This is a genomic window from Pseudomonas sp. MG-9 (assembly GCF_018729515.1).
Lineage (GTDB): Bacteria > Pseudomonadota > Gammaproteobacteria > Pseudomonadales > Pseudomonadaceae > Aquipseudomonas > Aquipseudomonas serboccidentalis.
Genome location: NZ_JAHHZH010000001.1, coordinates 780468 through 802398 on the forward strand (window position 1 = coordinate 780468; position 21931 = coordinate 802398).

Below are 21931 nucleotides of genomic sequence, written 5' to 3' on the forward strand. Positions count from 1 at the left end.
TGGACCTCCGATGGCTCCGCTCTGGCCTTGGAGACGACAGTTGGGCGCCCCATTTCGGGCGCCTTTTTTTATGCCTGCAGATCCTTGATCCAGAACAGCATGCGGCCATGCTCCGGATTGAACATCCCGGGGGCGAAACCGAATTTGCGGTAGGAACTCTGTGCCACCGCGTTGCCTTCGAGCACTTCCAGAGTGATCTTGCAGCAACCGCGCTGGCGGGAGATTTCCTCAACCTTGCGCAGCATTTTCTGGCTCAGGCCGAGGCCGCGAAACTTCGCCACCACCGCCACGTCGTGAACATTGACCAGCGGCTTGCAGGCAAACGTCGAGAAGCCTTCAAAGCAGTTCACCAGCCCTGCCGGCTCACCGCCGACGAACGCCAGCACACTGAATGCATGGGGCCGACGGGCCAGCTCTTCAGGCACACGACGCAGCAGTTCGGGGGCAAGCGACTCGCCGCCACCCATGGGATCTTCTGCGTAATGATTGAGCACGATGCCGATGGCTTCGGCGTGCAGTGGATTAGTGTAGCTGGCTTGCAACACAAGAATTTCTGTGGAATCCATTTCCATCCCCGATCATGACCCCGGCGCGCAAGGTGCGCGCCTGAAAGGCTGCTCGACCATAACGCGAGGCTGCTGTGGGCCACAACCCGACCAGCTCAAAAGATCGTCCGATAGCGAGTAACTCCAGGAGCTGCCGAAGGTTGCGATCTTTTGATTTTCAAACGTCAGTGCCCCCAGATCAGCTCTTCCGTCCAGCCCAGTTCGGCAAAGTCCTGAGCACGCAATCGGGCCTCGCCCGCGGGAAAGAACTCATCCAGCTGCGGCGGCTTTATCGAGGTTTCGCTGAGCATCGCGTGCACCTGGCCACGATGATGGATCTGGTGCTCGAACAGGTGCGAGAGCATACGCAGGCGACTGTCGTGCTGCGGCGTTTCCCGGGCGATGGTGACGATCCGCCCCAGTTCGGCATCGCGCAGTTGTTCGCAATAAGCGATCAGCCGACGGTCCACATGCGCCTGTTCCTCGCGCAGCGGTGCGGCCTCGGTGAACGGTTCATCACGGTTGAAAAACACATAGCAATCGGGATGCGGCTCGTCACCGCGCAACTCGCGTTCCAGCGCGTCGACGTAGAACCAGTCGCAGGTCAGGATGTGGTTGAGCGTGAGGCGGATGCTCGGAAAAAAGCTCACCCGTGGCGCCGCCAGAGCGTCAGCGTCGAGCTGGCCCCAGGCTTTGCCGAGGCGATGATTGGCCCACGCGTTCTGGTAGGCCATGGTCAGTAAATGATGAGACAGCGGCTGGCTCATGCTTGCGCCCTCTTCGCTCAGGATTCGGCAAAACGCTGCAACTGCATCTCTTGCAAACGGCTGAGGGTGCGCCGGAACGGGAACTCCAGATACCCCTCGGTATACAGCGCCTCCATCGGCACCTGAGCCTCGATGTACAGCGGGACTTTACGGTCGTAACACTCGTCCACCAATGCGATGAAGCGGCGCACACCGTCATCGTGTACCGACAGTTGCGGCAACTCACGGTCACCGGCCACCACCTGCGCCGAGCCGTCTTCGGTACCGCGGGCGATACGTCCTTCGCGCTTCTGTGCGCTGAGGTTCGGCACTTCGCTCAACAGAATAGACCGGTAGCGGTCACACAGCGCGATGAAGTCCATGGCGGCGAACGGTTGCTCGCAAAGCTCGGCATAGCGGCACCAGAGCACCGATTCGCTGGCCTGCACCACGTTCAATATTCGATGGCCGACAGGCACCGGTTCTGCACTGGCGGCTTGCCCGGCACAGAGTGACTGGAAGACCGGTTGCAGCGCACTGGCCTGTCCCGGCGTGGCGACAAAATAACGCTGCAGGCCCGCGCCCGGGTGCAGGCGATGATCCTCGGCGCCATTCACCGCAACGACCTGCATGTGCGCCTTGATCGCGGCAATCGCCGGGACAAACCGGTCCCGGTTGAAACCATCGGCATACAGCTCATCCGGCGGCAGGTTGGAGGTACAAACCACCACCACGCCTTCGTCGAACATCACCTGAAACAGGCGTCCGAGGATGATCGCGTCGCCGATATCGTTGACGAACAGTTCGTCAAAACACAGCACCCGCACTTCGGCCGCCAGCTCTTTGGCCAGCACCCGCAGCGGATCGGCGGTCCCGGTCAGCTGGAACGAGCGCTGATGCACCCAGCCCATGAAGTGATGAAAGTGCTGACGCCGGGCTGGCACCCGCAGGCTCTGATAGAACTGATCCATCAACCAGGTCTTGCCGCGCCCGACCGGGCCCCACAAGTACACGCCGGTGACCGACCGGGCACTGGCGTGCAAGGCTTCATGGCATTTTTGCAGCGCCCAGACCGCATGTTCCTGAGCTTCATCCTGGATGAAACCCTTGTGCTCGATCGCGTGTTGCCAGGCGCTTAGGGGGGAGTCGAAAGTCATGCGCGGCAGTATGCCACGAAGCCTGTAGGGAAACGCCCCTCCCTGTAGGAGCTGGCGAGTGCAGCGAGGCTGCGATCTGTTGACTTTGTTTTTTAAGATCAAGATCAAAAGATCGCAGCCTTCGGCAGCTCCTACACCAGCCTCCTGTTGGAACTGCCGAAGGCTGCGATCTTTTGATTTCAAGGAAAATCCTTTCCAACCCAATAAAACCTGACCTTTCAGGCAGTTTTTGCTCGTTGCCCTTGCCGCCCGCTTCCGGCATCCTGCGCCTCCATTTTCTGACCCGGCCCCGCCTCGCGGCGCGCAAAACACCATGACCGCCTCTGAAAAAGTCCCGCGCAACAACGATCTGATCTACGGCCTCAACGACCGTCCGCACCTGACCGCCACCGTATTCGCTGCGCTGCAACACGTGCTGGCCAGCTTCGTCGGCATCATTACCCCGACCCTGATCATGGGCGGCGCCCTGGGCCTGCAAAGTGAAATTCCCTACCTGATCAGCATGGCGCTGTTCGTCTCCGGCCTGGGCACTTTCGTCCAGGCGCGGCGTTTCGGCCCGGTCGGCTCCGGTCTGCTGTGTCTGCAAGGCACCAGTTTCTCCTTTATCAGCGTGATTCTCAGCGCCGGTTTCATGGTCAAGGCCCGAGGCGGCGGCACCGATGAAATCCTCTCGACGATCTTCGGCGTGTGCTTTTTCGCCGCGTTCATCGAAGTGGTGCTGAGCCAGTTCATCGGCAAACTGCGGATGCTGATCACTCCGGTGGTCACGGGCACCATCATCACCCTGATGGGCCTGTCGCTGATCAAAGTGGCGATGACCGACATCGCCGGCGGCTTTGGTGCTGCCGATCTGGGCGCCGCCAGCCATGTGTTTCTCGCGGCGCTGGTGCTGGGCACCATCGTCGTGTTGAACCGGGTCGATGTGCCGTTTCTGCGTCTGGGCGCCATCGTCATTGGCCTGACCCTTGGCTACGTGGTCGCGTGGTTGATGGGCACCGTGGATTTCGCCAACCTGCCCGAGGTGCCGCTGGTCAGCGTGCCGGTGCCGTTCAAGTACGGCTTCAACTTCGACTGGGTAGCGTTCGTGCCAGTGGCGGTAATCTTCCTGGTATCGCCGCTGGAAGCGGCCGGTGACCTGACGGCCAACTCGATGATCTCCCGGCAACCGGTGAAAGGCCCGCTGTACATCCGCCGGATCAAGTCCGGTCTGCTCGCCGACGGCCTCAACTCGGCCATGGCGGCGGTGTTCAACAGCATGCCGATGGTGACGTTTGCGCAGAACAACGGCGTGATCCAGCTGACCGGCGTCGCCAGCCGCTACGTGGCGTTCTTCATCGCTGGCCTGCTGGTGTTGCTGGGGCTGTTCCCGATGATCGGCGCGGTGCTGCAACTGATGCCCAAACCGGTGCTCGGCGGTGCCGAACTGGTGATGTTCGGCACCGTGGCCGTGGCCGGGATCAAGATCCTCGCCGAGGCCGGGCTGCATCGGCGCAACATGCTGATTGTGGCGATTTCAGTCGGCATGGGCCTGGGCATCGCCGCCGTGCCGGAAGTGCTGCGCGAGTTGCCGCAAGCACTGCGCAACATCTTCGAATCGCCGATCACCGTCGGTGCGTTGTGCGCTATCGTGCTGAATATCTTCCTGCCGGAAGAGTTCATGGAGCTTGAGGAAGACGATTTCGATCCGGAAGCGTCGATTCTGCAGGTCATGGAAAACCCCGATCTGCCGGCCAAAGCTGAACCTGCATCCGCAGCGGCGGTCGCACAGTTGAACCGCTGACGCTGCGCCTTGAACAAAGGGCTGAGCCGGCAACGGTTCAGCCCTTTTTCGTTGAGAGACTGTTTATGCGCCGCGTCCACGCCGTCATCCTGTCCCTGCTGCTGTTGTCCCTGAGCGCCTGCGCGCTGTTCCCCAACCGTGACCCGGTAAACGTCAACGTGGTCGGCATCGAACCGTTGCCGAGCCAGGACCTGGAAGTGCGCTTCGCGATCAAGTTGCGGGTGCAGAACCCCAATGAGACGGCCATCGATTACAACGGCATCGCCCTGGATCTGGAGGTCAATGGCCGACCCTTGGCCTCGGGCGTCAGTGATCAGATCGGTTCGATTCCGCGCTTCTCGGAAACCGTGGTCAGCGTGCCGGTGAGCGTTTCCGCGTTCTCGGTGCTGCGCCAGACGCTCGGCCTGAGCCAGACGCAAACCCTCGATAACCTGCCCTACGTACTGCGCGGCAAACTGGCGGGCGGCTTGTTCGGCACCCTGCGTTTTGTCGACAGCGGCAAGCTCAGTCTGCCGCGAGCGAGCAGTGCCACCTGGTGAGATTCATGACACGTGTTTGACCGGGTCAATCACCTGCGTCACCCAGTGCTCCGAGCCTTCCACATGCCAGTTGACCCACAGTCGGTCCTTGTCGCTCTTGTCCTTTTCGTCCGGCTCGATGGCCAGCCAGTTGCGCGCCGCAATCAGATATCGCCCGCGAGCCCCAAGCGGCAGCATGGTGCCGGTAATTGCATAATCGATCTGCTCCTGGCCGGCGCCCAGGGTTTCGAGAAAATACACCGCCAGTGCCGGCGGCGATGGATGCACGACGCCGGTCGAAATCAATTGATAGATCGTACCTGCGCCATCAACGCCATGTTGCGTCAGCTTCGACTCGATCACACATGCCCCGGCCACATGCACATCACCGGACAACAGAGTGACTTTGCACCGCTGCCGACTGGCGAAGTCGAGTAACCGCATGATCAGTCGTTTGCGCTCGTCGCGGTGCGGCAGACTGCGCCAGTGATCGCGCAAATCATCTTCCAGTTCCTGCCGCCCCGGCACCAGATCCAGAGCCTTTTCCGCTGCCTGCAAATCCAGGTACCCCACCGGAATACTCGACATCACCAGCAAATGTCGATGGTTCTTGAGTTGATCCAGCCAGTTGTAGAGGGCCGTCCAACTGGTCGCTGAAATGATCCGGGTCTTCTGAAAGGCCGGTTTCGTCAGATCGGGCGCGCGTTCGCTGCGCAGATCCGGCACCAGCAATGCCAGGTCGCCCAAACCGGTAAACCCCAGATGGAAGCCGTCGGCCGTGCCTGCGATCGCGCAGGGGTGAACATCACCGGGAGTAGCCTGACTCGGAGCGGGCTGGGTCAATTGCTGCTGGAAAATCCTGAAGTAGCGCTTGGCCGTGGCAAACAATCCCTGAAACACCGGACAGCCATGCAATCCCTCATCATAGGAACCCCAGCCATCAATAATGTCGTGGTCGTCCCACATCATGATGGTCGGGATCGCGCTGAACATTCTGGCGACTTCGGGCTGCTTCCAGCGCTCTAGATACAGACGACTGAAAAAGCTGTCGAGCTCGCTTTCGATGGTTTTGCTGTAGACCGCCTTCTCGCGTTCGGCAAAGGATCTGGCAAACCAGGCTTTCATCGAAGGGACAGTCAGGCGCATCTCATCGCTGTAAATCTGATCGCCTCCCATCAACAGCAAATGGTAGGGCTGATGCTGGTGTGCGCCCCACATGTCGTCCCAGCGCTCATTGTTGCGATCGACCTTCTCCATGTCCTTGGGATCGGAGAAGCCGTTGCAGGAGACATACGCCATGCGCGGCGACTGCCCACTGGGCGGAACGACAAAATTGGCCTGTTGGCCACCGATCTCGACGGTATACGTCGTCGCGACCTTGGCTTGCTTGATGCTGAAATCCACGCGCCACACCCGCTGCTTGGGGGCCAGCAGCGGGATATCCGCCAACGCCAGCGGTTTGGACGCCGTCACGCCGCTGGGTGGCGTTACACCGGGTTGCGGATCACCGAGGGGTTGAACCACCAAGGCTGAGAGTGAGTAGACGTTTTTGGCAGTTCCGCGAAATTGCAGAATGGGTCCAAGTAGCACGCTCATGGTTCGTCCTGATCCGTCGTGAGGGTGGGATTCGTACGATCAGCCTAGTCGAGAATCGCCAACTCACCGCCCTCGCCCACGCCGACGTCTCAAGCGGTGAAACGCACGCCCGGCCTGGCGCGTTCGTCAACGGACAACTCAAACACATCCGGCCGCGCATAGTGGCCGACCACATCGTAGTCATACCGCGCCCGAACCAATTCGTCGGTATCGATTTGCGCCGTGAGCAATCCTGCCTCCCCACGCAATGGCCCGGCCAGCACATCGCCCATCGGCCCGACAATCACGCTGCCACCGGCAATCAACGGCCGATCCGCCGGCCAGTTGGCGACCTCCACCCCCAGCTCATTCGGCGAGGCCTGGACCTGGCAGGCACTGACCACAAAGCAGCGGCCCTCATGGGCGATGTGACGCATGCTGACCTGCCACATCTCACGCTCGTCCACCGTCGGTGCACACCAGACTTCAATGCCCTTGGCGTACATCGCCGTGCGCAGCAGCGGCATCATGTTTTCCCAGCAGACCACGGCGCCGAGCCTGCCGACCTGAGTGTCGAGCACCGGCAGCGTCGAGCCATCGCCTTTGCCCCAGATCAGCCGTTCGGTGCCGGTCGGCATCAGTTTGCGGTGCTTGGCCACCAGTCCCGCCTGTGGATCGAAATACAGCGCGGTGCAATACAGCGTGCTGCCGGCGCGTTCGATCACGCCGATCACCAGATTGGCCCCGGTGCGCGCTGACAAACCGGCCAACGCCTCGGTTTCGGCCCCCGGCACATCGATGGCGTTGGCGAAGTAACGGGCATAGGCCTCGCGGCCCTCGGGCAAGCGATAGCCCAACTGGGTACCAAAGCCTTCGCCTTTCGGGTAACCACCGAGCAACGCTTCAGGCATCACCACCAACGCCGCGCCGGACTCGCTGATCGCGCCTTCCCAGCTCAGAATCTGTTCCAGGGTTTCACCTTTGCCACCGGGCAAGGCACCGATCTGCAGGGCAGCAACAATTGATTTGGGCATCGCGTTCACTCCATCGGGTTCAAGTGTTGCCGATTCTGCGGCGGCGACGGATCATGAATAAAGACCGAATCACTGCTGAATGATATGAACCATATGAATATCGCCACGATTGACCTCAACCTGCTGAAAGTCTTCGAAGCCTTGCATGAAGAGTCCAGCGCCAGCCGTGCGGCGCTGCGGCTGGGCGTGACGCAATCGGCGGTCAGCGCGGCGTTGCGCCGGTTGCGTGAGGTGTATGGCGACCAGTTGTTCGTGCGTACCGGTCGCGGACTGGCGCCGACGCTCAAGGCCAATCAACTGAAACCGGTGGTCAGCGAGGCGCTGAACAAATGTCGACAAAGTCTGGCGATGGTTGACCCGACGGCGCATCACTACGAGGGCCGGTCGGTGACGGTGGGCCTGTCAGATGATTTCGAGATCGCTTATGGCCGGCGCCTGATCGAAGAAATCGCCCGCCGCGCGCCCAAGCTACGGCTGATCTTCCGTCAGACCCACAGCCAGATCGTCGCCCGCGCCCTGATGGAGCGCAGCATTGACCTGGCGATCACCGCCGGCGGCTTTGCCGAACGCCTGCTCAGCCGGCAGGTGCTGGGCGAAGGGGATTATGCGTGTCTGGTCGACCCGGGCAGCCTGGCCGCCGGGCAACAGTCGATCGATTTGCAGGAGTTTGTTACCCGTGAACACATTCTGGTGTCCTCGGGAGGCTTTATCGGCATCACCGATGAGGGTTTGGCGGCGCTGGGCCTGAGCCGCCGGGTCTGCGCTTCGACCACGCATTTTGCGGCGCTGCCGCATCTGCTCAAGGGCAGCGGCGCGGTGGCAACAATCCCGACGCATGCCGCCCAAGCCATCGCGGCCCTCAGCGGACTGGTGCTGCTGCCCTGCCCGCTGGCCTTGCCGCGTTACCCGGTCGAACTGGGCTGGCGCACCAGCACGCAGATCGATCCGATGGTGATCAAGGTACGCGAGGCGATTGTGGCGGCGTTCAACACGCCGTAAGCGCGTTTACTTGTTGGCCGCCATCAGCCGGTTGACTTCACTGCGCACCATGTTGGCGAATTCCGGCGGGGACATGCCATCGAGCTCGGCGCGCACCCACTCGGCCCATTTGCCCTTGCGCTTGCCGCGTTCGCCAAACAACCGCGCGGCTTCGCCTTTGGCTTTGCCCAGATTGTTCTGCCAGAGTTCGAACAGACGGGATTTCTCGTCTTCCAGCGCTGCGCGCTCGGCGAGGGGTTTGTCGGCCAGATTGAAACTCATGGGGAAATACCTGCTGCGTAAAATGGCGACATCTTACACGCTCGACGGAAATCTCCTGCGCAGGTTTTTCTTTCGCACCTAAAATCAGTGCAACTTTTCGAACAGCGCCACACTCCATTGATCACTGTTCATTCATCTGCAAGGAGTCACCCAATGGCCCGCAAATCCACCGTGCAAGCCGCCGAAGACCAAATCAAGGATCAGGCGTTCAGCGAACTTCAGGCTCTGATCGAAGAGTCCGACAAGCTGCTCAAGAGCAGCGCCTCTCTGGTCGGCGAAGAAGCGGAGAGCCTGCGCGGGCAAATCGCGCTGAAGCTGCAGCAGGCACTGGATTCGGTGTCCAGCGTGCGCGACCGCACCAAACCCGCCGTCGATGCCACTGAAAACTACATCGGTGGCCACCCGTGGCAGACCGTCGCGATCTCCGCCGGTTTTGGCCTGGTGGTCGGCTTGTTACTCGGTCGTCGTTAATCGACGTTTGTCAGATCGCATTGTTTAAGTCCTGACAATAAAACTGTGGCGAGGGAGCTTGCTCCCGCTGGACTGCGCAGCAGTCCCCCTATTCTCAAGTCGACATAGGGGGCCGCTGCGCAACCCGGCGGGAGCAAGCTCCCTCGCCACATTTGTTATCTGACAATTATTCCCCGGCCAGCTCGCGCAACTGCCCCAGCGTTTGTTCATCGAGCACGATACCCTCGGCCAGCGACCTGGCGCGCTGCAAGTGTCGACGATCGCCCGGCAAGCGCTTGAGCCCGACACCGTGCATCTGGCGCACCAGCTCCTGGCTGCGCTCGGCGAAACTCTGCCCGGCGGCCTTGCTCGGGTCGATGACGATCAGCAACTGCCCGGTCCACGGGGTTTTGGCGCCGGGGTGATTCGACCAGTCGAACTCAAAGGAAAAGTTGCCGCCCGTGAGCGCAGCGGCCAGCAACTCGACCATCATCGACAGCGCCGAACCTTTGTGCCCGCCAAACGGCAGCAGCGCACCGCCTTCGAGAATGGCTTTCGGGTCCTGGGTCGCCTGGCCGAGGCTGTCCACGCCCATTCCGGCTGGCAGGCGTTCGCCCTGGCGCGCGGCAATCTGCACATCGCCATGGGCGATCGCGCTGGTGGCCAGATCGAAGACAATCGGCGCGCCACCGGCCCGCGGCGCGGCAAAGGCGATCGGGTTGGTGCCGAACAATGGCCGGTCGGCGCCATGGGGCACCACGCAGGTCATGCTGTTGACCACGCTCAACGCCACCAGCCCTTCCTCGGCGAAAGGTTCGACGTCCGGCCACAGGGCGGCGAAGTGGTGCGAATTGCGGATCGCCAGCACGGCAATCCCGGCGTTGCGCGCCTTCTCCACCAACAGCGGCCGGGCGGCAGCCAGTGCCGGCTGGGCGAAACCGTTGCCGGCATCGACCCGCACAAAACCGGAAGCGACGTCCTCGACTTGCGGCACCGCCTGACCGTTGACCCAACCGCTCTTGAGGGTCGACACATAACCGGGCATCCGGAACACACCGTGGCTGTGCGCACCGTCACGCTCGGCCCCGGCACAGTTGGCGGCCAGTGAACGGGCGACGTCGGCGGAGGTGCCGTGCCGCAGGAAAATCGTTTCAAGCAGTTGCGTCAGCGCCTCGAGTGATAACGATGGCGAGACAGCAGAGGACACATGATCGTTTGGCGCAGACATCTGAAGCTCCAGACTAATTATTGGAGGGAACAACAGCGTATGAACGACTTGCCTGACGATTAACCACGTCAGCCCCGGGTGCTGTCAACCGTTCAGGTGATCGGCATGCGTTGCCCGGCACATTCTGCGGCCTTGTGTGCGGTAACCCTGTACCACCCTCGCCTGCTCTGTGGTTTCTAGTCTGTCGTCTCCTTCCACCGGCGCCTTGACCCGCGCCCCGATAGAGACCCGACAATGTCTGCGTCAGTCACCCCACTGCTGTTCCCGCAGTTTCTGCATGCTCCCGGATTGTGGAGATCACTGGGCACCTCCCATGGTCTGTCGATCAAGGATTTCGACTGGTTGGCCCATGTGCAACTGGCAACCGACTCGCTGCGTCGCCAGCAGACGCCCCCGATGCTGGCCCACCGTGTGCTGCTGAACACCGAAGACCCGCCGGCCATCACCCTGGCAGGCTGTTTCATCCTCAGCAGCACCCCCGACGATCAAGCGTTTCTGCTCTATACGCCCTTCGACGGACTGAAGAAGTTCGACAGCCTCGCCAACTTGACCCGACACCTCGAACAACGTCTTGCCGAGGCGCAAGAAGATGATCGCTTGCTGGCCTTGCTCGCCATCTCGCAACGCAAGCATCTGGTGGAGAAGCGCGGCATCAGCGTGACCTTCCAGCTCATCGAGGGCGATGTATTCGCCGATCAGCAAGCCAGCATCAGGCACTGCCAGCAACTCAACGCCCAGGCCATGCTCGACGAATTGCGGCACCTGCCCGAGCTCGACGCCTTGCTCGAAGAGCTGCTCAAAGACCAACTCGCCCCCAGCATGCCCGGGGTGAATCAGGCCCAGACCCGGGTCAACTTCTACGCGGCCGTGTCGCCAGACGATGAACCGGCGCAAGCCAGCAGCGCGGGGCGCAGGCTTGAAGCAATGACGCTCGGCCATGCCGTGCTGTTGCACTATCGCTATTCGGGTTGGCCCGGCGCGCAGACACGCACCTACTCACACCCGCACAAACCATCGCTGGCCACAGACCATGAGCATTGGGAAGCGGCGGTGAAAAGCGTGTCGAGCAAACTGCTCGCGCTGTTGTACCAGCGCATGGAAGTTTACTGGAACGGCGCTGGCGCCGACGGCAGCGCACGCCGGGCGTTTTTCAGTCAGGTGCTGCTCGAACAGGCCCGGGCCGACATCCTGCTCAAGCGCGAGGCCGAGATCATCGACGCCAACAAATGCGACAACCTGTTGGCGTGGATCGATCCGCGAGGCGCGTCCGCCCGCCAGGGGACGCTGGAAACCGTGCACCTGTGGCAATACCAGCCTAATCAGGTCGAGCTGGCCGGCTCGCTCATGCTCAGTCACACCGATGCCTGCCTGTACACACCCACCCAGGGGTTGCAGGTACTCAAGGATTACAAGGATCTCAAGGATACGCTGCTCAGCAAACTCAGCACCGCCGGACATGATGATGAGCTCTATGGCCTGTTGAGCCTTGACGAGCGCCAGCGTTTCATCGGGTTCGAGCAGCCGCATGTCTCGGGTGAGTCGATCCGCGGCGAGGTTTTCAAGGTGCTGCTGGAAACCATCATCACCAAACAACGCAAGAACATCGAGTATGTCCTGCAGGTGTTCCGCCATAGCGATGGCGCCACCAACGTTGCAGCGCTGTTCGACAAGGCGCTGGATATTCGCTCGATGCTCCACGAACGGCTGCTCAAACTCGATACCGGGGGACGCTGGAGTACCCGCCTGGCCATCACCGGCAGCCAACTGCCCTCGATGCTGCTGGCGGATGTCGCGGCTGTCCAGGTCAAGGTGTTCAGCAGTGTCCTGCCCGAGGTTGCCGAAGCATTTGCGGCGCAACCGCTCGCCTCCCTCGCGCAACAGCGCAGCTATTTACAGAGCCTCCAGGCCAAACTGGCACATTCGTTGTTTGTCGGGCTCACCGGTGAGGCGCGGTTACGTGTCCTCAACGGCAGCCAGCGGCGCGCGGATCAAGCGATCGTCGACACGGTATTCAACCCCGATCGGCCGGAACACCAGCGCCGCAAAGGGCTCAACGGTTTCCGGCCGGACGCCTGGTCGCTGACGCTTCAGTGCGCCGGACAGGACAGTGAATTGCCGTTGGCCCACTGCGTTTTACTGACCGAACGCGGCGGTCTGGACGCGCAACATTCCGGCCGCACCGTGTTGTGGACACCGGCCATGGGCCTGGAGGTGTTCGCGTCCATCGACAGTGCCCGGCAGGAGCTGAATCAACGTCTGCTCGACCCCGTAAAACGCCTGGCATTGCTGGAAAACCTCTCGCCGCTCAGCAGCGGATTTCATCAGCACTATGCGCTGGGTCCACTGCGCCTGATCAGCGACAACGTGCTGCACAACCGCACGCAATCGGCCATCGAGCAGTTTCTTCAACATTGCGAACAGGTGCGCAGCCTGAAGCTGGCAAAAACCCGCGAGGATCAGGCCCTCAAGGCCCTGAGTGGACAGATGATCAATGTCAATGTGCAGCGAGCCACTGCGCTCGCCAGGGCACTCAACTGGCAACAGACGCTGCCCGCCTGGCTGGGCATGGCCACACTCGACGAGCAGCAATTGCACCTGGAGTTGCTTGAACAATGGCGTCACAGCGTCGTCGACGGCAAGGATTACCTTCAGGGGCTGCCAACCTTGCGTGAACACATTCAGCGCCGTCTCAAAACACTGCTGAACGAGCGCTACCTGGCACCGGACCTTGACCCGGAACACATCGAGATCACTCCGCTCCTGGCGTTGGCCGGTCCGGCCGTGAACCTGGTCGACTTCGCGCTCAACCACGCGCACATCGCCAGGCAAACTCGCTTTGCAGTCGCGTCAAGCAGCACGCACAAGCTGCCGGCCGGATTCGACCAGCAAGCCGTACGCAGCCTGCTGCAGTCCCTGGATATCGCGGGATTCGCCGAGAAGATCAATACCACCCTGACCGGCGATGACGCCAACGCAGCCCAGCGCAAGCAGCGCTTCATCCGCCAGTTGCCCTGGCAACTGCTGCAACACGCCCACCAGTTGAAACTGCAACAACGGCTTTCCGGCAAGGCGTTCGACCTGCTGACGCAGGTTCTGGACATGCCCGATGCGCTCGCCCGTGCATCGGTAGCGGGTGCCAATGCCATGATCAGGCAGGTGAAGTTGATCAAGACTGCGGGGGCTACGGCGGTCAACGCGCTGGGCCTGTATCTGATCGGGCCGGTGTCCGGTCAACCCGGGCCACAGGTGCTCTATTCGCCGTATCACGGGGAGCGCGTCTTCAGCGAATTCGAAAACGACGCCGCTGTCATCGCGGCCTTCAACCTGCCCGGGGCGTTGCAAGACCTGTTGCTGCGGCGCCTGCCTGAGGATCAACAATCGATCTTTGGCGCCTTGTTCAAGGCCAGCATCGGCCAGACCAGCGAAATGCAGCTGGCGCTGCCGTCCATCGCCGGCAATGCGCTGGAGCATTTTTTCAAAGACAATCTGGCGCTGCTCTCGCGCCTGCTGCACAGCTATGCAATACCCGCTGCGCAGGCGGACTGGGAAGCGGCGAAAAAACTGTTCAGCTCCGCCATCAAGCCAATCTCCGGCGTGCTGCCGGGCAAACTGGCCTATGTGCAATTTCTCTGGCAAAGCTACAAGGACTTCCTCGCCTCCGCCGAAGCGCTGCAGGATCATCACTGGACGCGCGCACTGGCCACGTTCATTGCCGGCGGCGTGGAGATGGTCTCGCTCGGTCGGTTGTCACTGGAATCAACACTGGCGCCTTCGGACGTTGCGCCTGCGCAATCAGCGGTTGCGCCACCGATCAGTGCACCTCACTGGGCGCAGATCAAAGCCACAGCCCCTGACCGGACGACCTTACAGCCGTTCGAAACACCGACCATCGCCTTGAAAGACCTGACCCCGAATCCGGCCGAAGGCACCTATCAGGACCTTGCAGACAAAACCCGCTACGCCGCGATTGCCGGCAAGGTCTATCCGGTGGAGCGGCCGGGGGCGGTCTGGCGCATCAAGGGCACCGATCAGGCCGGGCCGGTGTTGCAGCACACCGCCTCCGGGCAATTGGTTATCGACCCGGATCGGCACACCGTGCACTTGGGCAAGGTGCTATCGACACTGCACAACCGCTATACGAACGACCGGGATACCCGGCTCTGCCTGAACATCGAAGCCCAAGGCATGACCGAGATCCGCGCCAGGCACCCGGAAAAAGCCCGAATCCTCATGCATACAGTCGATCTGGCCCGCTACTACGCCTTCAACAGCCTGCACAACATGGCCCAACTCAGAAACCATGCCCCGGGCACCCGGCTGGATACCTTCCTCAAGGCGTTTTTTGATGTGCCGAGAATCGACGCCGACGTGCTCGCGAAAATAAAACAGGCCATCGTGCCAATCTGCAATGCGCTGGTGGACCCCACCGAGGATCTGATGAACACCGAGCGTTTCGTCGTTGGCTCGAACAGATCACGGCAGACCGGACTGATTGCCTTCGTGCTGGAGGACGACTTGCGCCGAAAGGTGCACTTCACCGAGAACTTCTTCAACCAGGGGCTCGACTGGTACAGCGACGGTCTGACCGAACCGTTCGATGTTCAGGGCCATGCCCAGGCATCGACGCTGATCCACGAATTCGCGCATCAGTTTGCCAAGGCCGTGGATATTGCGTCGCTGGAGGCCCGGCGTCCGTTTACCGATCTGATTTCGACGATTACCGGTTATGGAGCAGCGTTGAAAGAAACCCAGAAAAGTTTTCAACGTGAAGCACTGTCACTCGCCACCCCCCACGAGGAACTGTTTGCCGCCTGGAACCACGAACTGAGCGAATGGATCAGCATGGATTCCATTCCCGGGATGACGCATGTCGGCAAGGAAATTCTCAAGATCACCGCCTGCCCGAACATCGAGGCTGCGCGGCGGGCATTCCTGAACCCGCACAATCCTGCTGCACGCATCGATACGATCCTGCGCAATGCCGACTCGATTGCCTTTCTGATCTGTGAAATGGGCCGACAGCTCGACCCGGTCACCCAGCCTGCGGAGGGACTGAACTGAGCGGCAAAAAAAAGCGCAGGCCCCAAGGCCTGCGCATCCGCTTGCGGTGTATCAATGTCAGTCTTTCTGATCGCGCAGGATGTTGCCGGAAGCGCCATCAATGCGGAACTCGTACACCACGCCATCCGCCTTGCGACCCTCGCCTTTCCAGTAACCGGCGTTGTCTGCCTCGATCTCATACACCTCGACATAACCGGCCTTGGTCTTGACGATCTCGATTGCCTTCTCGATGGTCACCCAGCCTGCGCCGGGCCGGTCAGCCATGGCGGTACCTACGCTGAGCAGCGCGGCGGTGGCAACAACAGCGGCAAAGGTTTTTTTGATCATTTTTTCACTCCGTTTGTGGATGATGTCCGTCAGACGTCCTGTTTTTTGGGCGTCAGACGGAAAAATAAGTTCCACGTTGATGGGCAATTGCCATGACGGATGTTCTCGGCGCCTTGCCGACAAGGTTAGAATGCAGCAAATCAGGACGAGTCAATGACCCAAGAATCCCTCTCGGAAGCCGAATACGATGCGATCACCGATGCCGCCGCGCACTGGTGCATGCGTCTGCACGCTGTTGACTGCTCCGCCGAGGAGCGTCTGGCTTTCGAGCAATGGCGCGACGCGCATCCGCTGCATGCCTTCGAATACGAAGCCATGCTGGAGATCTGGGGCGTTGCTGAACATTTGCCGCGTCCGCAACCGATCCCGAACGTGCCACTGAACAAACCGGCCCCGGCCTGGCGTCGTTACGCAATGGCCGCCAGCGTCTGTGCTCTGGCCCTGCCCTTGGCGGCCTACAGCGGATGGCATCTGGGCTGGCTGCCCAACAGCTACCAGCATTTTGAAGCCAGCGATAATGTCCGTCAGGTCACCCTGAGCGATGGCAGCCAGATCGAGCTCAACCTCAACACTGAGCTGACCTTCAGCAATTACAAGGACGAGCGCCGGGTCACCCTGAAAAAAGGTGAAGCCTTTTTCGAGGTCAGCCACGATCTCTCCCACCCCTTCGTGGTCCGGGCGGCCGAAGGCAAGATCCGCGTGACCGGCACCCGTTTCAATGTCTGGCGCTATGAAGATCAAGTGCGGGTCAACCTGATCGAAGGCTCGGTCCTGGTCACCAGCAACGCTGCACTGCCGGGTGATGGTTTGCGTTTGGGGCCGGCGATGCAGGCGCAGTACAGGCATGGCGATTACATGCCACAGATCAGCCAGACCTACCCCAACGACAACGCCCTGGCCTGGCGCAGCGGCAAACTGGTGCTGGACAATCTGGCGTTGAACGAAGCCCTGCCCCTGATCAACCGTTACCTGAGCAAGCCGCTGAAACTCGCGGACGCCAGCACCGGAGCGATCCGCGTCGGCGGCGTCTACAACATCAAAGAGCTCGGCGGCCTCGTCAACACCCTGCCCAAGGTGCTGCCGGTCTACCTGACCCGCAACACCGAAGGTGATCCCGTCATCAACTCGATGCCCCGCCAGCCGCCGAAAACCTGAAGCCTGGCAATAAAAAAAGCCGCTGCCCCTTGTTCAGGGGGCAGCGGCTTTTTCGTTCAGGCCGCGCTCAATCGTTTATTGCGCCACTACCTTTGTCGGCTGCTCAGAGGCCTCGCGAATCGCCTGCACCTGATAGTGCGGATCGGCGGTAATCTGCTGTTCAGTGAACGGGAGCACACTCCACTGCTTTTTCGAAAAGGCCTCGGTCTGGTCCCGGGAGTATGTCGACGCCGGATCACTGGACAAGGAAAACGCCAGCAACCCCTGGGCCTGCGGGCCTTTGTCGTCGAAGCTCACCACTTGCAGGTAGCTGGTGCCGCTGACCACTTCGAGCTTGCCGTCTTCGCGCGGCACACTCTGGATGGCGTTGTAGATGCCAAGCGTCCCCGGTCCGCCGTGAATCGCCGTTTGCCGAGCGCCGCTGCTCACCACCTGAATATCACCCCAGCGGGTGTCAGGCTTGAGGCGCATTTTCTCGACGGTGGCGGCCGACGCCAGCATCGCCTCGCGCAACGCCTTGGTCACTGCCGGTTGTTCGATCGCCAGCCCGCGCGGGGTGTGTTGCGGGTCTTTCGCATCGAACGGCACCCGCCAGATATCCGGCGACTCGAGCAAGGCCTGCATGATGTTCTGGAAATGCACCAGGCCGGTGCCCGAATCCAGATTCGCCCGACCGTCCCAGCCCTTGAGGCTGGCACAAACCGGCTTCAGTGCGGCGGCGTCGGCGGCAAGATCAGCACTGCAGAATGTCAACAGATCGGGCAGCACCTGCGTCGCCAGATACACGTTGTCATCCATCACCATGTGCTGCAGATCCTTCACCCCCACCGGCCCTTGTTTGCCCAGCGTAGCCAGGCGATCCAGAGCAAACCGGGCACGCAGGCCCAATGGCTGGCCGTCCTGACTAATCAAAGGGGAGAAACCGGTCAACGGTTGCGCCGGGTTCGCCAGCCAGGCCGAATCGTTGGAATGCTGGACGAAATCCCTGCGCAGCAATTGCGGTAACTGGCTGGCGGCATAGATGCCCGGCTGCGCCGCTTGTGGGTCGATATCCCAGGCACAGGCGCTGTGCGAACCGTCCAGCACAATCATCTGCAACCCGGCGCGCGGATCACTGCACCGGGCGAGTTTGTCGGCGCTGACGTTCGGCACCACCGACAGGTTCATGTACAGCGTCTGGCCCTTGTCATCCACGGCCAGGGTATTGACCCACGGAATGCCCTGGATCTTGTGCACCGAATCCTGCAAATCCTTGAGGTTGGCGGCCTGATTCATTGCGTACCACTGCGTCAAGACCCGATCGTTGCCCAGATTGGCATCGCGCAGGCTGAAGGCGTACTGATGGTCCCAGTCGAGCTTGCCCGGCCACTGCACAATCGGGCCGAACGGCGAGCTGTAGATATCCCGTGTGACCGGCACCACCTGACCGTCCGCCTGTTTGACCTGCACGGTCACGGCCTGCTTGCTCATCGGCAGCGATTTGCCGTCCAGCAAGTAGCGTGTCGGGTCTTTCGGATCGAGTTGCAGGCGATACAGGGTGAAGTGCTTCGACGAATCGACCGTGTGAGTCCAGGCCAGGTGCTGGTTGAAGCCGATGTTGATCATCGGCAGCCCCGGTAACGCCGCGCCCATGACGTCGAGCTTGCCCGGGATGGTCAGGTGCATCTGGTAAAAACGCATGCCACCGACCCACGGAAAATGCGGGTTGGCCAGCAGCATGCCGCGACCGTTGAACGAGCGTTCGCTGCCGACCGCGACGGCGTTGCTGCCGCGATCCAGGGCGAAGCGCTGCATGCGCGTGTCCGCCACCTGATAAGCGTGTGCGTTGCGGTCGACCTGTGCCGACGCCTGCGGCGGTGTTGCCCCGGCCAACGCCTCGGCGAACTGCCCGACCCCGCCTTCAACCAGCAGCCGGCGCGTGAGTTTCACCAGATCCTCGGCAGCGATATCACGCACCCATTCCCCCTGACACTGCTGCGGCAAACCTTGCTGGCGGCGCTCGGCCAGATAGCGGTTGTAGCCGGCGGCGTAGCCTTGCACGAGGTCGTGCACTTCGGTCGGCTGCGCATCCCAGAACGCTTTCACCGCTTCAGGGGTATTGAGCCAGGTGAAAAACAGATCGCTGACGCGGTTTTCGCGTTCCTCAACGGTGAATAGGTCCGGGCCGAAATAGCGTGAGCGCTGGCCATTGACCGTGACGATTTCGTTGGCCAGCAGGCACAAGTTGTCCTGGGCGTAGGCATAACCGATGCCGAAGCCCAGGCCACGCTCGTTTTCGGCACGAATGTGCGGCACACCAAACCCGGTGCGACGAATCTCGGCGCTGGCCTGAGTGGCGGGACTGAACGCATGGGCCGACAGACTGAGCCCGAGAAACACGCCGGCGAGGGCCAGCCCGGTTAACTGCCTGGGAATAATCACGCACGCTCCTGATCGATAGGACAAGGATCGACGCGTGCGCCGGATCCGGTCTGAAGTTGATGCCTGCGCCTGCGCGCAAGGTGGCTGTTCAGGAAACGAATCCGGGAGAAAAAATTTAGCCCGCGTACCCGCGAACACAGCCAGCGATGACGGGAAAACAACGAATAAGCGACAAAATTTCTACATGTTTTCTTTCATGATTCGCCGTGCTGAAACGTCTTGTTTATCGAGAGCAGCCAAAACGGTTCCTGATCAGGCTCTGAAAAGGAGTAATCCCATGTACAACTCGCAACTACCAACGGACGGTAGCCAGGCGTCACAAGGAGCTTCCATGAGTCCCCGCGCGAGCAGTTTCGCACCCAGCCCCGAGCGACAGGGCAATGAACGCATTCGCCTGCTGCTGAAAAGTTTTGGCCTGCGCACCAGTCTGGTACGCCTGAAAGTCATCGACGCCCTGCTGGTCGCCGCGCAAAGCGATCGACGCCTGGGGGTGCGCGGCGTGCACAGTCAACTGCTGGACCTGGACGTCCCGCTGTCGTTTCTCAGTGTGCGCGAAGTATTGAAGCGTCTGTGCGCCGAAGGTGTGGTCACCTTCAACCCGGACAAGAGTTACAGCCTGCATCCACAGGCTGCTGCAGTGCTCAATAACGATTGAAGCGTCCCGCGATCGCCGTCAGGGTTTGACCTTGCGGCGCATCACCCCGTTGATCACCACCACGACGACCGCCACGCCAATGGCGATGTACTGGAACATCTTCTCGCTGAGCATCCCGGCATTTTGCAGCCAGGACAGGCCGAGCATGATCGCCAGCACCGACAGGGCGATCAGAATCGAGTATTTCAAACGTTGCTTCTGGGTCATTACGGGTTCCTGAAACTTTCAAATGTATCCGGTTTGTATCCGTTTGCATGCCATGCGCATACCGTGTTGCGGGGATGAGCCCCAGCGGACGCGGTCTCATGTTACAGCCGATGAAGAGTTTTGGCTTCATGACGGCGTAACCATGAGGATTTATGAAATGTTCCGTCGAATCACCTGGCTGATTCCCCTCCTTGCCGTACTGACCTTGAGTGGCTGCATCATTTTCCCCCACGGAGGCTGGCACGACGGCCACCATCGGTACCAGGAAGGTCCCGGTTATTACCGTCGATAGAACAGGGACGTTCGCCTGCCGGCGTGTCTGAAGCGCCGGTCGAGAAACACCACAAGGCTTTTCAGTACCCACCATGCCCGCCACCTGGCGGGCATTTTCGTTGGCGCGCCACGCCCTGAAAAGCGCCTGCTCGAGACGGACATGGATCCAATTTAATACGTTGTAAGTATTTGAAATCTTGTGTCGCAGCAAAGCATTAGAGGCTGCGGCGACTCTGCCTCTAGTCTCTGCGGACTTTCTCGATCAATGGAACACGGATGTTATGCAGAGAACTCTGATCGTAATGGGACCGGTGCAGATGATTGGATTCTGCCTGGCCATTACCGCTTTCGAACTGATCACCTACATGGCAAGCGACATGATCATGCCGGCCATGTTGACGGTCACCGACGAATTCAACGCCGACGCCCGGCATGTACCGAACGCCTTCAACTTGTACCTGATTGGCGGCGTATGCCTGCAATGGCTGATCGGCCCTCTCTCCGACCGTTACGGCAGACGCCGCTTGCTGCTGCTCGGCTGTGCACTGTTCGGTCTGGCGTGCAGCGCCGCGGTCATGACTCAGCGTATCGAAGCGTTCAACGCGTTGCGCCTGATTCAAGGCATGGGCCTGGGCTTCGTCATTGCCGTCAGCTACCCGGCGCTGCAGGAAGTATTCTGCGAAGCCGATGCCGTGCGACTCATGGCGTTGCTGGGCAATGTGGCACTGCTGTCGCCGTTGCTCGGGCCGCTGCTCGGCAGTCTTCTATTGGAATGGTTGAGCTGGCGCCAGTTGTTTCTCGGCCTTGGCGCAGCAAGCGCCGTGACCTGGATCAGTCTGTGGGTGTGGATGCCGGAAACCATCGGTGTGGTGCGCCGCGACGGACAACAACAGGCTCCCGTGCCGTTCTCGCTCAGGCAGATCCGGCGCAGTTACCTTGCCCTGCTGCGCAACCGCCGATTCGTCGGCAGCAGCCTGGCGCTGGGCCTGATGAGCCTGCCGCTGATAGCCTGGATCGGGCTGGCGCCGGTGCTGCTCATGCAGCGCCTGGAGCTGTCGGCGCTGGCGTATGGCCTGTGGCAGCTTCCGGTGTTCTCGGCCGTGATCGTCGGCAATCTGCTACTGGATCGATTGCTGACGAATCACTCGCTTGTGCGAGTGATTGGCCTGGCATTGTGGCCGTTCTGCCTCGGACTGCTGATGCTCATCGCCACGGCGCTGAGTTCGACCTCGCTGATACTGACCGTCGCCGGTCTTGCCCTGTACGCGCTGGGACTGGGCATGAGTAACGCTGCGCTGTACCGGCTGACGCTGTTCGCAAGCGATGAAGGCAAAGGTCTGGTCTCGGCCATGATCGGCATGCTGTCGATTGCCGTGATGGGCGCCGGCGGATCGCTCATCGCCGTCATCGGCGGCGGCCGGAGCCTCCAGTCCTTCGCCATGTGGGCAGCCCTCGGCGGCCTGCTGTGCCTGCCCCTGCTCTACCGCCTTCTGCGCAACTCCCCTGCGGCGCCCGATGCGCCGGACTCACATCAATAAG

18 protein-coding genes are annotated in these 21931 nt (G+C 61.1%); 8 read left to right on the top strand and 10 right to left on the bottom strand.

Translation table 11 applies throughout. The features are described from left to right. Positions 1-68: 68 nt before the first annotated feature. From KKQ10_RS03575 to zapE, 3 genes are all read right to left on the bottom strand, one after another. Positions 69-566, bottom strand: coding sequence for a GNAT family N-acetyltransferase (locus tag KKQ10_RS03575; RefSeq protein WP_127647112.1), 498 nt, complete (start codon positions 564-566; stop codon positions 69-71). Positions 567-730: 164 nt separating this feature from the next. Then, complete coding sequence (locus tag KKQ10_RS03580; RefSeq protein ID WP_215500213.1) at positions 731-1312, bottom strand: DinB family protein; 582 nt, start codon at positions 1310-1312, stop codon at positions 731-733. A gap of 17 nt (positions 1313-1329) precedes the next feature. Continuing rightward, positions 1330-2448 (bottom strand): cell division protein ZapE, encoded by a 1119-nt coding sequence (gene zapE / locus KKQ10_RS03585; RefSeq protein ID WP_215500214.1) that lies wholly within the window; start codon positions 2446-2448, stop codon positions 1330-1332. A gap of 313 nt (positions 2449-2761) precedes the next feature. Here zapE and KKQ10_RS03590 point away from each other — a divergent pair, with 313 nt between their 5' ends. Together KKQ10_RS03590 and KKQ10_RS03595 are read left to right on the top strand one after the other, a co-directional pair. Next, positions 2762-4228, top strand: coding sequence for a nucleobase:cation symporter-2 family protein (locus tag KKQ10_RS03590; RefSeq protein ID WP_127647106.1), 1467 nt, complete (start codon positions 2762-2764; stop codon positions 4226-4228). Positions 4229-4293: 65 nt separating this feature from the next. Further along, positions 4294-4767, top strand: coding sequence for an LEA/WHy family protein (locus tag KKQ10_RS03595; RefSeq protein ID WP_215500215.1), 474 nt, complete (start codon positions 4294-4296; stop codon positions 4765-4767). A 3-nt stretch (positions 4768-4770) separates the two neighbouring features. Here KKQ10_RS03595 and KKQ10_RS03600 read toward each other — a convergent pair whose 3' ends face one another. Together KKQ10_RS03600 and KKQ10_RS03605 are read right to left on the bottom strand one after the other, a co-directional pair. Beyond that, positions 4771-6342 carry an alkaline phosphatase D family protein gene (locus KKQ10_RS03600; RefSeq protein ID WP_215500216.1) on the bottom strand — a complete coding sequence of 524 codons (1572 nt, stop codon included), beginning with the start codon at positions 6340-6342 and terminating at the stop codon, positions 4771-4773. 89 nt (positions 6343-6431) lie between these two features. Beyond that, positions 6432-7355, bottom strand: a complete 924-nt coding sequence (locus tag KKQ10_RS03605) for a carbon-nitrogen hydrolase family protein (protein WP_215500217.1) — start codon at positions 7353-7355, stop codon at positions 6432-6434. 84 nt (positions 7356-7439) lie between these two features. Between KKQ10_RS03605 and KKQ10_RS03610 the strand changes: the two genes are divergently transcribed. Then, positions 7440-8354, top strand: coding sequence for a LysR family transcriptional regulator (locus KKQ10_RS03610; RefSeq protein ID WP_215500218.1), 915 nt, complete (start codon positions 7440-7442; stop codon positions 8352-8354). 6 nt (positions 8355-8360) lie between these two features. Here KKQ10_RS03610 and KKQ10_RS03615 read toward each other — a convergent pair whose 3' ends face one another. After that, complete coding sequence (locus KKQ10_RS03615; protein ID WP_034155999.1) at positions 8361-8615, bottom strand: hypothetical protein; 255 nt, start codon at positions 8613-8615, stop codon at positions 8361-8363. Between the two features lie 153 nt (positions 8616-8768). On the opposite strand from KKQ10_RS03615, the gene KKQ10_RS03620 reads away from it, so the two are divergent. Next, complete coding sequence (locus KKQ10_RS03620; RefSeq protein WP_127647097.1) at positions 8769-9086, top strand: ElaB/YgaM/YqjD family protein; 318 nt, start codon at positions 8769-8771, stop codon at positions 9084-9086. Between the two features lie 166 nt (positions 9087-9252). On the opposite strand, the gene KKQ10_RS03625 is transcribed toward KKQ10_RS03620, so the two are convergent. Next, complete coding sequence (locus KKQ10_RS03625) at positions 9253-10293, bottom strand: Ldh family oxidoreductase (protein ID WP_127647093.1); 1041 nt, start codon at positions 10291-10293, stop codon at positions 9253-9255. Between the two features lie 234 nt (positions 10294-10527). Here KKQ10_RS03625 and KKQ10_RS03630 point away from each other — a divergent pair, with 234 nt between their 5' ends. Further along, a complete protein-coding gene (locus KKQ10_RS03630) occupies positions 10528-15354 on the top strand; it encodes a dermonecrotic toxin domain-containing protein (protein ID WP_215500219.1) in 4827 nt (1608 codons plus the stop codon). A 57-nt stretch (positions 15355-15411) separates the two neighbouring features. Here KKQ10_RS03630 and KKQ10_RS03635 read toward each other — a convergent pair whose 3' ends face one another. After that, positions 15412-15681 carry a PepSY domain-containing protein gene (locus KKQ10_RS03635; protein WP_215500220.1) on the bottom strand — a complete coding sequence of 90 codons (270 nt, stop codon included), beginning with the start codon at positions 15679-15681 and terminating at the stop codon, positions 15412-15414. Between the two features lie 153 nt (positions 15682-15834). Between KKQ10_RS03635 and KKQ10_RS03640 the strand changes: the two genes are divergently transcribed. Next, positions 15835-16836, top strand: coding sequence for a FecR family protein (locus tag KKQ10_RS03640; protein WP_215500221.1), 1002 nt, complete (start codon positions 15835-15837; stop codon positions 16834-16836). Positions 16837-16911: 75 nt separating this feature from the next. Here KKQ10_RS03640 and pvdQ read toward each other — a convergent pair whose 3' ends face one another. Then, positions 16912-19257, bottom strand: coding sequence for a bifunctional acylase PvdQ (gene pvdQ / locus KKQ10_RS03645; protein WP_215500222.1), 2346 nt, complete (start codon positions 19255-19257; stop codon positions 16912-16914). A gap of 277 nt (positions 19258-19534) precedes the next feature. Between pvdQ and KKQ10_RS03650 the strand changes: the two genes are divergently transcribed. Then, a complete protein-coding gene (locus KKQ10_RS03650) occupies positions 19535-19912 on the top strand; it encodes a fe2+ zn2+ uptake regulation protein (protein ID WP_127647083.1) in 378 nt (125 codons plus the stop codon). Positions 19913-19930: 18 nt separating this feature from the next. Here the strand turns inward: KKQ10_RS03650 and KKQ10_RS03655 are convergent, their stop codons facing one another. After that, positions 19931-20119: a hypothetical protein gene (locus KKQ10_RS03655; RefSeq protein WP_127647081.1), complete on the bottom strand. Its 189-nt coding sequence runs from the start codon at positions 20117-20119 to the stop codon at positions 19931-19933. 554 nt (positions 20120-20673) lie between these two features. Here KKQ10_RS03655 and KKQ10_RS03660 point away from each other — a divergent pair. Then, on the top strand, positions 20674-21930 hold the full coding sequence (locus KKQ10_RS03660; protein WP_215500223.1) for an MFS transporter: 1257 nt from the start codon (positions 20674-20676) through the stop codon (positions 21928-21930). The last annotated feature ends 1 nt before the right edge of the window (position 21931 follow it).